Here is a 12,376-nt window from a genome sequence, read left to right on the forward strand (position 1 = left end):
GTCTTCGCCCGTCAGACGTGGATGGCGCGCTTGTTCACCGCGAGCGCGGCTTCCTTGACGGCCTCGGTCAGCGTCGGGTGGGCGTGGCAGGTGCGGGCGATGTCCTCCGACGAGGCGCCGAACTCCATCGCCACCGCCACCTCGGCGATCAGGTTGCCGGCATCCGCGCCGACGATGTGCACGCCGAGCACCCGGTCGGTCTGGGCATCGGCCAGCACCTTCACGAAACCGTCCGTGGTGCCGTTCGCCTTCGCCCGGCCGTTGGCCGTGAACGGGAACTTGCCGGCGTTGTAGGCGACGCCGTCCTTCTTGAGCTCCTCCTCGGTCTTGCCCACCGAGGCGACCTCCGGGAACGTGTAGACCACGTTCGGGATCACGCCGTAATTCACGTGGCCGGACTGGCCGGCCAGCATCTCGGCGATCGCCACGCCCTCGTCCTCGGCCTTGTGGGCGAGCATCGGGCCGGCGATGACGTCGCCGATGGCGTAGATGCCGGTGACGTTGGTGGCGTAGTGGGAATCGGTGAGGATCCGGCCCTTGTCGTCCCGCTGGACGCCGACCGTGTCGAGGCCGAGGCCCTCCGTGTAGGGCGTCCGGCCGATGCAGACGAGGACCACGTCCGCCTGAAGCGTCTCGGCCGCGCCGCCCGCGGCCGGCTCGACCGTGACCGTCGCGCCGCCCTTCTTGCCGACCTCGACGCCGGTCACCTTGGTGGACAGTTTGAAGGCGATGCCCTGCTTGGTCAGGATCCGCTGGAACTGCTTGCCGACCTCGCCGTCCATGCCGGGCAGCACCCGGTCGAGATACTCGACCACGGTCACCTCGGAGCCGAGCCGGCGCCAGACGGAGCCCAGCTCCAGCCCGATCACGCCGGCGCCGATGACGAGGAGCTTCTTCGGCACCCGGTCGAGCTCGAGGGCGCCGGTGGAGGAGACCACGACCTTCTCGTCGATGGTGACGCCCGGCAGCCGCGCCACGTCCGAGCCGGTGGCGATGACGATGCTCTTGGTCTCGAGCATCTGGTTGCCGCCATCCTCGGCGATGACCTCGACGCGGCCCGCCCCGGCGATCCGGCCGGTGCCGTGGAAGGTCTCGACCTTGTTCTTCTTGAGCAGGAACTCGACGCCCTTGGTGTTGCCGGCCACGCCCTCGGCCTTGAAGGCCATCATCTTCTTCAGGTCGAGCTTCGGCGTGCCGACGTCGATGCCGAGATCGGCGAAATGCGTGTTGGCCTCCTCGAAGGCCTCGGAGGCGTGGAGCAGCGCCTTGGACGGGATGCAGCCGACGTTGAGGCAGGTGCCGCCGTGGGTGGCGCGCTTCTCGACCACGGCGGTCCGCAGGCCGAGCTGCGCCGCGCGGATCGCGCAGACGTAGCCGCCGGGGCCGGTGCCGATGACGACGAGATCGTAGGACATGTGTATTCGCTTCCGGTCGTGCCGCGCGCGAGACGGGCAGGGAATGTCAGGTCGGGATCAGCGGCCGCCGCCGACGTCGAGGATGGCGCCCGTGGTGTAGGCGGCCTCGTCCGAGAGGAGCCACACGATCGGTGCGGCCACCTCCTCGGCGGTGCCGGCCCGCTTCATCGGGACGCCCGGGCCGAGGCGCTCCACCCGGTCGGGCTCGCCGCCGCTGGCGTGGATGTCGGTGGCGATGATGCCGGGCGCCACCGCGTTGACGCGGATGCCGTCGGCGGCCACCTCGCGGGCGAGTCCGATCGTCAGCGAATCGATGGCGCCCTTGGAGGCGGCGTAGTCCACGAACTGGCCGGGGCCGCCGAGGCGGGCCGCCACCGAGGACAGGTTGACGATCGCGCCGCCGGCCCCGCCGCGCTTGGTCGACATGCGCCGCACCGCCTCTCGCGCGCACAGGAAGCTGCCGACCACGTTGGTGGTCATCATGCGCTGCAGGCGGGTGACGCTCATGTCGGCGACGTCCGACTTCACGTCGACCACGCCCGCATTGTTGACGAGCGCCGCGAGGCGGCCGAGGCCGTCGGCCGCCCTGAACAGGGCGATGACGTCGGCCTCGTCGCCGACGTCGCACTGCACGGCGAGCGCCTGTCCGCCCTTGGCCACGATCGCATCCACCACGCCCTGCGCCGCTTCCGCGTCCGACACGTAGCTCAGGCAGACGGCGTAGCCGCGCTCCGCCAGGAGCAGCGCCACCGCGCGGCCGATGCCGCGGCTGCCGCCGGTGACGATCGCGACCCTGTTCTCAGCGCCCGACATGACAGCCTCAGAGGTCCAGCACGAGGCGCGCCGGATCCTCCAGCGCCTCCTTGACCCGCACCAGGAAGGTCACGGCCTCCTTACCGTCGACGATGCGATGGTCGTACGACAGGGCGAGGTACATCATCGGCCGCGCCTCGATCTTGCCGGCGCGGACCACCGGGCGCTCCTCGATGCGGTGCATGCCGAGGATGCCCGATTGCGGCGCGTTGAGGATCGGCGTCGACATCAGCGAGCCGTAGATGCCGCCGTTGGTGATCGTGAACGTGCCGCCCTGCATCTCCTCGATGGAGAGCTTGCCGTCGCGGGCCTTCTTTCCGAAGCCGGCGATCTTCTTCTCGATGCCGGCGATCGACAGGTCGTCGGCGTCGCGCACCACCGGCACGACGAGGCCCTTATCGGTCCCGACCGCGATGCCGATGTGGTAGTAGTTCTTGTAGACGAGATCCTGCCCGTCGATCTCGGCGTTGACCGCCGGCACGTCCTTGAGGGCGCCGATCACCGCCTTGGTGAAGAAGCCCATGAAGCCGAGCTTCGTGCCGTGCTTCTTCTCGAAGATGTCCTTGTACTGGCTGCGCATCGCCATCACGGCCGACATGTCGACGTCGTTGAACGTCGTCAGCATCGCCGCGGTGTCCTGCGCGTCCTTGAGGCGGCGCGCGATGGTCTGGCGCAGCTTGGTCATGCGCACGCGCTCCTCGCGCGCGGCGTCGTCCGGCGCCGAGGGGGCACGCGGCAGGGTCGGGCGGGCCTCCTTGGCGGGGGCGGCGGAGGGTCCCTTGGCGATGGCGCCGAGCATGTCGCCCTTGGTGACGCGACCGTCCTTGCCGGAGCCGTTCACCGACGACGGATCGACGCCGGACTCGCGGGCGAGCTTCGCCACCGCCGGGCCGTTGTCGCCCACCGGGCGCTGCTGGGCCGCGGGGGCGGCCTCGCCGTGGTTGCCGTAGCCGGCTGAGGATTCCTGGGCCGGCGCCTCGGCCTTCGCGGGCGCGGCGGCCTTCGGGGCCTCGCTCCGGGTCTCGGCCTTGGTCTCGGCGGCCTCCTTCGGGGCGGCCTTCTTGCCGCCACCGGCACCGGCCTCGACGATCGAGCCGAGCAGGGCGCCGGGCTCCACGGTCTCGCCGTCCTTGACCAGGATCTCGCCCAGCTGACCGGCCGCCGGCGCGTTCACCTCCAGCGTGACCTTGTCGGTCTCGAGCTCGACGATCGGCTCGTCGGCCGCGACCGTGTCGCCGGGCTTCTTGAACCAGCGGCCGATCGTGGCCTCACTGACGGATTCGCCGAGGGTCGGGACGAGGATGTCGGTTGCCATGCTCTCTTCTGCCCCCTGGGGGGCCTCCTCTGGATGTCGGGCCGCGACGTCAGCGCCGCAGGATCAGGGACGGAACGGGCGAGACGGTGTACCGGAAGCCTGCCTGCGCCATCAGGACGGGATCTGCTTCGCCGAGCGCCTCGGCCTCGGCCGCGTCGTCGGCCTCGACCAGGGCCAGGCCCCAGGTGCCGCCGGACTCGAAGACGGGTCCGACCGCGATGGCGGCTCCAGCGGCCGCCCGCTCCATCCAGTAGCCGGAATGCGCCGAGAACAGCGCCCTCTCGGTCTCCGTCGCGTCGAACGGGAAGCTCGGGCGGGGCGGTTCCAGGCGGAGCAGGAAATAGGCCATGGCCGGACGCTCAGACCGCCAGGGCCTCGTTGAGGAAGGCCTGAAGCTGCGCCTGGTGCTTCGACATCTGGCCGACCGCCGTGGAGGCGGAGGCCGGACGCCCGACGTACCGGGCGCGCTTCACCGCGGAGCCGGCCTGGCCGAGCACCCACTCGAGGTAGGGCTCGACGAAGGACCAAGCGCCCATGTTCTTGGGCTCCTCCTGGCACCAGATCACGTCGGCGTTGCGGAAGCGGGCCATCTCGTTGGCCAGGGCCTTCAGGGGGAACGGGTAGAGCTGCTCGACGCGCATCAGGTAGATGTCGTTGAGGCCGCGCTTCTCCCGCTCCTCCAGGAGGTCGTAGTAGACCTTGCCGGAGCAGAGCACGACGCGGCGGATCTTGTCGTCGCGCACGAGCTTGTTCTGCGCACCCTCCTCCTCGGCGTCGTCCCAGAGGACGCGGTGGAAGGTCGAGCCCTCGGCCAGCGCGTCGAGGCTCGACACGGCGCGCTTGTGGCGCAGCAGCGACTTCGGCGTCATCAGCACCAGCGGCTTGCGGAAGTCGCGCTTCAGCTGCCGGCGCAGGATGTGGAAGTAGTTTGCCGGCGTCGTGACGTTGGCGACCTGCATGTTGTCCTCGGCGCAGGCCTGGAGGTAGCGCTCCAGGCGGGCGGAGGAGTGCTCGGGGCCCTGGCCCTCGTAGCCGTGCGGCAGCAGCAGCACGAGGCCCGACATGCGCAGCCACTTGCGCTCGCCGGACGCGATGAACTGGTCGATCACCACCTGGGCGCCGTTGGCGAAGTCGCCGAACTGGGCCTCCCAGAGGACCAGGGCGTTCGGCTCGGCGAGCGAATAGCCGTACTCGAAGCCGAGCACCGCTTCCTCGGAGAGCATCGAGTTGATGATCTCGATCGCGGCCTGCCCCTCGCGGATGGCGTTGAGCGGCGTGAAGCGCTGCTCGTTCTCCTGGTCGATCACCACCGCGTGGCGCTGCGAGAAGGTGCCGCGCTCCACGTCCTGACCCGAGAGGCGGACCCGGTTGCCGTCGAGGAGCGTCGCCCCGAAGGCCAGGGCCTCGGCGGTCGCCCAATCGATGCCGACCCCCGTCTCCACCGCCTTGGCGCGGTTGTCCATGAAGCGCTGGATCGTGCGGTGCAGGTGGAAGCCGGGCGGCGCCTGCGTGATCCTGCGCCCGATCTCCTGCAGGGTCTCGGCCGGCACGGCGGTGCGGCCGCGGCGGGGATCATCCACGTCCTCGTGCACGGCCTTCACGCCGGACCAGCGGCCGTCGAGCCAGTCGGCCTTGTTCGCCTTGTAGTTGGTGGCGACGTCGAGCTCGCTGTCGAGCATCCCGCGGAACTCGGCCTTGCGGGCGTCGAGCGCCTCCTGGGTGACGGAGCCGTTCTCGACGAGCTTGCGGCCGTAATTCTCCAGCACCGACGGGTGCTTGCGGATCCGCTGGTACATCTTCGGCTGGGTGAAGGCCGGCTCGTCGCCCTCGTTGTGGCCGAAGCGGCGGTAGCACAGCATGTCGATGACGACCGGCTTGCCGAACTTCTGCCGGTACTCGACCGCGACCTTGGCGGCGAAGGTGACGGCTTCCGGGTCGTCGCCGTTGCAGTGGAAGATCGGCGCCTCGACCATCTTGGCGACGTCGGACGGGTAGGGCGAGGAGCGCGAGAAGCGCGGATCGGTCGTGAAGCCGATCTGGTTGTTGATGATGAAGTGCACCGAGCCGCCGGTGCGGTGGCCCTTCAGGCCCGACAGGCCGAAGCACTCCGCCACCACGCCCTGGCCCGCGAAGGCGGCGTCGCCGTGGATCAGGAGCGGCAGCACCGTGCGGCGCTCGATGTTGGGCTTGGCCCACTGGTCCTGCTTGGCGCGGACCTTGCCGAGCACCACCGGATCGACGATCTCCAGGTGCGACGGGTTCGCGGTGAGCGACAGGTGGACGTTGTTGCCGTCGAAGGCGCGGTCCGAGGACGCGCCCAGGTGGTACTTCACGTCGCCCGAGCCCTCGACCTCGGCCGGGGAGGCCGAGCCGCCCTTGAACTCGTGGAACACCGCCCGGAACGGCTTGGCCATCACGTTGGTCAGCACGTTGAGCCGGCCGCGATGGGCCATGCCGAGCACGATCTCGCGGACGCCCAGCGCGCCGCCGCGCTTGATGATCTGCTCCAGCGCCGGGATCATCGACTCGCCGCCGTCGAGGCCGAAGCGCTTGGTGCCGGTGTACTTGAGGTCGAGGAACTTCTCGAAGCCCTCGGCCTCGATCAGCTTGTTGAGGATCGCCCGACGGCCCTCGGGGGTGAAGGAGATCTCCTTGTCCTTGCCCTCGATGCGCTCCTGGATCCACGCCTTCTCGGCGGGGTCGGAGATGTGCATGAACTCGACGCCGAGCGTCTGGCAGTAGGTCCGCTCCAGGATGTCGACGATCTCGCGGATCGTGCCGAATTGGAGGCCGAGCACGTTGTCGAGGAAGATCGGGCGGTCCCAGTCGCTCTCCTGGAAGCCGTAATGCTGCGGGTGCAGCTCCTCGTGGTCGCCGCGCGGGGCGAGGCCCAGCGGGTCGAGCTTGGCGTGCAGGTGGCCGCGCATGCGGTAGGAGCGGATCAGCATGATCGCCCGCACCGAGTCCTTGGTGGCCTGCTCCACCGAGACGCCGGTGGTGGCGGTGACGCTGTCCTGCGGCTTGCCGGGCTTGGCGTCCTTGCCCTCGCGGGCGACGATCTTGTCGCCGATCGCCTTCTCCAGGGCGCCCCAGTTGCCGTCGAGCGCCGAGACCAGCTCGCCGTTGAGCGGCACCGGCCAGTTCGGCCGCTCCCAGGACGCGCCGGCGGCGTTCTTCTCGACCAGGGTCTCGTCCTCGCCGAGCCCCTTGAAGAAGGTCTGCCACTCCGGATCCACCGAGGACGGGTTGCGGGCGTAGGCCGCCTGCAATTCCTCGATGTAGGCGGCGTTGGCGCCGTAGAGGAACGAGGTTTCGAGGAGCGCTTCGTTCACGTCCTGGCGTGCCATGGTGCGTCCATCCTGATCGCGCGGGCAGGCTCCCCTGCCCTCCGGGCTCCCCGTCCGCGCGGCGGATCGCCCTCAAACCGAAACGGGGCGGGTGACCGCCCCGCTGAGATCGTCTGCACGCCCGATATGGGCGTTGCGGCCCCGCGATGGCCGCAACGCAGGCGCGCGGGGCCTCAGCCCTTGAGCACCTCGACCAGCGTGGAGCCGAGCCGCGCCGGCGACGGCGACACGCGGATGCCCGCGGCCTCCATGGCGGCGATCTTGTCCTCGGCGCCGCCCTTGCCGCCCGAGATGATCGCGCCGGCATGGCCCATGCGGCGGCCCGGAGGCGCCGTGCGGCCGGCGATGAAGCCGACCATCGGCTTCCTGCGGCCGCGCTTGGCCTCGTCCTTCAGGAACTGGGCGGCCTCCTCCTCGGCCGAGCCGCCGATCTCGCCGATCATCACGATCGACTCGGTCTTCGGGTCGGCCAGGAACAGCTCCAGCACGTCGATGAACTCGGTACCCTTCACCGGGTCGCCGCCGATGCCGACCGCCGTCGTCTGGCCGAGGCCGGCGTTGGAGGTCTGGAACACGGCCTCGTAGGTCAGCGTGCCCGAGCGGGACACGATGCCGACGGAGCCCGGCCGGAAGATGTTGGCCGGCATGATGCCGATCTTCGACTCGCCGGCCGTGACGATGCCGGGGCAGTTCGGCCCGACGAGGCGCGACTTCGAGCCGGTCAGCGCCCGCTTCACCCGCACCATGTCGAGCACCGGGATGCCCTCCGTGATGCAGACGATCAGCGGCACTTCGGCACTGATCGCCTCGCAGATCGCGTCGGCGGCGCCGGGCGGCGGCACGTAGACCACCGAGGCCTCGGCGCCGGTGGCCTCGCGGGCCTCGGCGACCGTGTCGAAGACCGGCAGGCCGAGATGGCTGGAGCCGCCCTTACCAGGGCTCGTGCCGCCGACCATCTTGGTGCCGTAGGCGATGGCCTGCTCCGAGTGGAAGGTCCCGTTCTTGCCGGTGAAGCCCTGGCAGATGACCTTGGTGTTGGCGTCGATCATCACCGACATGATCAGGCTCCCTTCACGGCGGCGACGATCTTCTGGGCGGCGTCGTCGAGGTCGTCCGCCGGGATCACGTTGAGGCCCGAGTTGCGGATGATGGCCTTGCCCTGCTCGACGTTGGTGCCCTCGAGGCGCACCACCAGCGGCACCTGCAGGCCCACCGCCTTCACGGCGGCGATCACGCCGTTGGCGATCACGTCGCACTTCATGATCCCGCCGAAGATGTTGACGAGGATCCCCTTCACGTTCGGGTCGGCGGTGATGATCTTGAACGCCGCCGTGACCTTCTCCTCCGAGGCGCCGCCGCCGACATCGAGGAAGTTCGCCGGCTCCTCGCCGTAGAGCTTGATGATGTCGAGCGTCGCCATGGCGAGGCCGGCGCCGTTGACCATGCAGCCGATCGTGCCGTCGAGCGCGATGTAGGCGAGGTCGTACTTCGACGCCTCGATCTCCTTGGCGTCCTCCTCGGTCTCGTCGCGGAGCGCCACGATGTCGGCGTGCCGGTAGAGGGCGTTCGAGTCGAAGGCCATCTTGGCGTCGAGGCACTTGAGGTGCCCGTCCGCGGTCAGCACCAGCGGGTTGATCTCGAGGAGGCTCATGTCCTTGGCCACGAAGGCCGCGTAGAGCTTCTCGGTCAGCGCGGCCGCTTCCTTGGCCTGGGCGCCCGACAGGCCCAGCGCCTTGGCGACGGCGCGGCCGTGATGGGGCATCACGCCCGTGGCCGGATCGACCGCGATCGTGTGGATCTTCTCGGGCGTGTCGTGGGCGACAGCCTCGATGTCCATGCCACCCTCGGTGGAAACCACGAAGGCGACGCCGCCCGTGGCGCGGTCGACCAGCATCGAGAGGTAGAACTCCTCGGCGATCTGGGCGCCCTCCTCGATGTAGAGGCGGTTCACCTGCTTGCCGGCCGGGCCGGTCTGGATCGTCACCAGCGTCTGGCCGAGCATCTCGCCGGCGAACTGCTTCACCTCGTCGATCGACTTGGTGACCCGGACGCCGCCCTTGGCGCCCTCGGGCGCGCCCTTGAAGGTGCCCTTCCCGCGGCCGCCCGCGTGGATCTGGCTCTTCACGACCCAGACGGGACCGCCGAGCTCCTTGGCGGCGGCCTCGGCCTCCGACGGGTTGAAGATGGCCACGCCGCGGGAGACGGGCAGGCCGAACTCCTTCAGCACGGCCTTGGCCTGGTATTCATGGATATTCATCGGAGCCTCGTAGGGAGGAGCGAATAGGTGGCAGCGGGCGGCGCGTAGAGAGATCGAGCGATCGGGATCCGAATCTCCGAACGCTACGCGCTGCCCGGTATCCGCTTACCGGTCAGGCGAGGTTGCTGTCGACGCCCTTACAGGCCTCGATGAGGCCCGTCACCGACGCGACCGACTTGTCGAACATGGCCTTCTCGGCCGCGTCGAAGGTCACCTCGAGCACGCGCTCAACGCCGTTGGCGCCGATCACGATCGGCACGCCGATGAACATGCCCTTCACCCCGTACTCGCCGTCGAGGTAGGCGGCGCAGGGCAGGACCCGCTTCTTGTCGCGCAGGTAGCTCTCGGCCATGGCGATGGCGGAGGCGGCGGGCGCGTAGAAGGCCGAGCCGGTCTTGAGCAGGTTGACGATCTCGCCGCCGCCCTTGCGGGTGCGGTCGACCATGGCGTCGAGCTTCTCCTGGGTGGTCCAGCCGAGCTTGACGAGGTCGGTCAGCGGCACGCCCGCCACCGTGGAGTAGCGGGTCAGCGGCACCATGTCGTCGCCGTGGCCGCCGAGCACGAACGCGGTGACGTCCTCCACCGAGACCTTGAACTCCTCGGCCAGGAAGTGGCGGAAGCGCGCCGAGTCGAGCACGCCGGCCATGCCGACGATCTTGTTGGTCGGGAGTCCCGAGAACTTCTGCAGCGCCCACACCATGGCGTCGAGCGGGTTGGTGATGCAGATCACGAAGGCGTCCGGCGCGTGGGTCTTGATGCCCTCGCCGACCGCCTGCATCACCTTGAGGTTGATGCCGATCAGGTCGTCGCGGCTCATGCCGGGCTTGCGCGGCACGCCGGCGGTGACGATCACCACGTCGGCGCCCTTGATGGCCGCGTAGTCGCTGGCGCCCGCGTAGGTCGCGTCGAACCCTTCGACCGGGGCGGCCTCGGCGATGTCGAGGGCCTTGCCCTGCGGCACGCCGTCGACGATGTCGAACAGCACCACGTCCCCGAGATCCTTGAGGCCGGCCAGGAGGGCCAGGGTGCCGCCGATCTGGCCGGCGCCGATGAGCGCGATCTTGTTGCGAGCCATGTCGGATGTGTCTCCGCTGCGTTCGACTTCGGTGATGCGTTGCGCGAGGCCGGGACTGCTCGTCCGCCGGGGTCCGAGGCCGGATTCGCCACTCTGAAATCTGCGCGGCTGTGTGGCGGAAAAGCACCGTGGCTTCAACCCGATGCGGGGTGCGCGGGCGGCGCGTCCGGGGCTTCCGGACGCCCGCGGGGAGCCCGACGGCCCCTCGGAAACGTCAACGTCGCGAGTGTTTTAGGTGCAGTGCACCCGGCCGCGCGGCCGCTTCCGGGGCGCGATGACAGATCTGAAAACCTGTCATTTCGGGTCTCCGCGAGCGGCCCGGGACGCCGGATCGCGGAAACGTCGAAGGCCCGGACGGGGTGTCCGGGCCTTCGCGATATCCCGTGCGGGCGCGGTGGATCAGAGGATGCCGGAGCGCAGGACCCGCTGGATCGCGTGGATGACGGCGCCGAACCGGGCCTCGATCAGGTCGCGCGGCACCTCGGCATCGTGCTGGATCGCCAGCGGATGCGTGAAGCGGTAGCTCGCGTCGAAGATGTAGGCGATCGCCCGCTCCCGGTCCCGGGCCGAGAAGATCCCCGAGGTGATCCCCTCCTCGACGACGCGCTCGACGAGGCTGCGCAGCCGGACGCGATGCCGCCGGGCGATCGGCCGGGCCGACACGGTGGCGTCGAGATGGACCGCGAACAGGTTCGGCTCGTCGAACAGGGCGTCCCGCTGGACCGTCGCGAGGGCGGTCAGGAGGCGCTCGATCTTGTCGTCGGCGGGATCGGGGGCGTCGGCGATGCCGGCGAGCCGGGCTTCGACCTCGCGCAGCCAGCGGCCCGCCACCGCGTCGAGGAGCGCGTCCTTCGACGGGAAGTAGCGGTACACGTTCGCGTGCGTCATGCCGGCCTCGGCGGCGACGGCCACGACCGTCACCCGCTTGGGCCCGAGCCGCGAGAGGTGCTCGGTGGCGATCCCGAGGAGCCGCACGTCGGCCGCGACCGGCGCCCGCGGACGGGCGGGACTGGCCGCGTCGCCGCTCTCGCGGAGTGTGCCGGATTCGGCGTCGGCGACGGAGATCTTGGCCTTGGCGCTGAGCGCCTCCTCCTTGGACCCGTCGGACTCTGGTTTAAGGAAAGGAAGCGGAAGGCGGGAAGTGGACAGGTGGTAGGGCGAGACGGACCCCCATCAGACCGGCTGAAGCGTCCCGGCGCTTCGCGTTGACGTTACGGCTTCCCCCCGGGAGCCCGGTTACCGAGCGGATTAGGACCGCTTAAACACCCCTATGTGTCAGTTTGCCTTGAGAAGGCAACAAATTTTTCTCGTTATCACCTGCGTCAGAAGCGGTTCTTCCACGCCCGCAAGGCGACGAACACCGCCTCGGGATCGCTCTCCGGAGGTAGGTCGACGGATCTCGCCAGGGCGGGCTCCCCGCTGCGCAGGAACGGGTTGGTCGCCCGCTCGGCGCCCATGGTCGAGGGGATGAGGAACCGCCCCTCGGCCCGGGCTCGCTCGGCCTCGGCGAGCCGCTTCTGGAGCTCGGGGTTGTCCGGATCGGCCGCGAGGGCGAAGCGCGCGTTGGAGAGTACGTAGTCGTGGCCGCTGAAGACCCGCGTCGCGTCGGGCAGGTCGTCGAAGCGCCGGAGCGAGCGGTAGAGGATCTCGGGCGGGCTCTCCATCACGCGTCCGCAGCCGAGGGTGAACAGGGTGTCGCCGGCGCAGACGAGGCCGGCCTGCGCGAACCAGTAGGTCACGTGGTCGGCACAGTGGCCCGGCGTCTCCCAGACCCGCGCCTCGAGGCGGCCGACCGCGACCGTGTCGCCCTCCCGGACCGTCGCGTCCACCTGCGGGACCGCGTCGCCGGCCTTCGCGGGGGCGACCACCCGGGCGCCGGTCGCCCGCTTCACCTCCGGAATGCCCTCGACGTGGTCGCCGTGCCGGTGCGTCACGAGGATGTCGGTCAGCCGCCAGCCCGTCTCGTCGAGGGCCCTGAGGACCGGCCCGGCTTCCGGCACGTCGATCGCCGCGCAGGCGCCGGTCTGCGGATCGCGGATCAGCACGCCGATATTGTCGCTGCGGCAGAGGAAGGTGCGAATCTCGGTCTCGGCGGCCATCGGACGGGGTCTCCCAGGAACGCGGACGGGCACAAGGCGGCGCGAAATCTGTTGC

10 protein-coding genes are annotated in these 12,376 nt (G+C 69.8%); all 10 read right to left on the reverse strand.

Going from position 1 to position 12,376, the window contains the following annotated elements:
• Positions 1 to 11: 11 nt before the first annotated feature.
• A complete protein-coding gene (gene lpdA, locus ACLBXO_RS10585; RefSeq protein ID WP_331313898.1) occupies positions 12 to 1,415 on the reverse strand; it encodes a dihydrolipoyl dehydrogenase in 1,404 nt (467 codons plus the stop codon).
• A gap of 57 nt (positions 1,416 to 1,472) precedes the next feature.
• Positions 1,473 to 2,228: an SDR family oxidoreductase gene (locus ACLBXO_RS10590; RefSeq protein ID WP_447685354.1), complete on the reverse strand. Its 756-nt coding sequence runs from the start codon at positions 2,226 to 2,228 to the stop codon at positions 1,473 to 1,475.
• Between the two features lie 7 nt (positions 2,229 to 2,235).
• The gene (odhB, locus tag ACLBXO_RS10595) at positions 2,236 to 3,543 is read right to left on the reverse strand and encodes a 2-oxoglutarate dehydrogenase complex dihydrolipoyllysine-residue succinyltransferase (RefSeq protein ID WP_331313896.1); all 1,308 of its coding nucleotides are present in this window, start codon (positions 3,541 to 3,543) and stop codon (positions 2,236 to 2,238) included.
• Between the two features lie 49 nt (positions 3,544 to 3,592).
• Positions 3,593 to 3,892, reverse strand: coding sequence for a YciI family protein (locus ACLBXO_RS10600; RefSeq protein ID WP_331313895.1), 300 nt, complete (start codon positions 3,890 to 3,892; stop codon positions 3,593 to 3,595).
• A gap of 10 nt (positions 3,893 to 3,902) precedes the next feature.
• Positions 3,903 to 6,890, reverse strand: a complete 2,988-nt coding sequence (locus ACLBXO_RS10605; RefSeq protein WP_331313893.1) for a 2-oxoglutarate dehydrogenase E1 component — start codon at positions 6,888 to 6,890, stop codon at positions 3,903 to 3,905.
• Positions 6,891 to 7,063: 173 nt separating this feature from the next.
• On the reverse strand, positions 7,064 to 7,948 hold the full coding sequence (sucD, locus tag ACLBXO_RS10610; protein ID WP_331313890.1) for a succinate--CoA ligase subunit alpha: 885 nt from the start codon (positions 7,946 to 7,948) through the stop codon (positions 7,064 to 7,066).
• A gap of 2 nt (positions 7,949 to 7,950) precedes the next feature.
• Complete coding sequence (sucC, locus tag ACLBXO_RS10615; RefSeq protein WP_012317923.1) at positions 7,951 to 9,147, reverse strand: ADP-forming succinate--CoA ligase subunit beta; 1,197 nt, start codon at positions 9,145 to 9,147, stop codon at positions 7,951 to 7,953.
• A 112-nt stretch (positions 9,148 to 9,259) separates the two neighbouring features.
• The gene (gene mdh / locus ACLBXO_RS10620) at positions 9,260 to 10,222 is read right to left on the reverse strand and encodes a malate dehydrogenase (RefSeq protein ID WP_331290984.1); all 963 of its coding nucleotides are present in this window, start codon (positions 10,220 to 10,222) and stop codon (positions 9,260 to 9,262) included.
• Between the two features lie 399 nt (positions 10,223 to 10,621).
• Positions 10,622 to 11,197 (reverse strand): TetR family transcriptional regulator, encoded by a 576-nt coding sequence (locus tag ACLBXO_RS10625; protein ID WP_012317921.1) that lies wholly within the window; start codon positions 11,195 to 11,197, stop codon positions 10,622 to 10,624.
• 347 nt (positions 11,198 to 11,544) lie between these two features.
• The gene (gloB, locus tag ACLBXO_RS10630) at positions 11,545 to 12,321 is read right to left on the reverse strand and encodes a hydroxyacylglutathione hydrolase (RefSeq protein ID WP_447685355.1); all 777 of its coding nucleotides are present in this window, start codon (positions 12,319 to 12,321) and stop codon (positions 11,545 to 11,547) included.
• Positions 12,322 to 12,376 lie beyond the last annotated feature (55 nt).

It is taken from the genome of Methylobacterium sp. C33D, assembly GCF_053345825.1.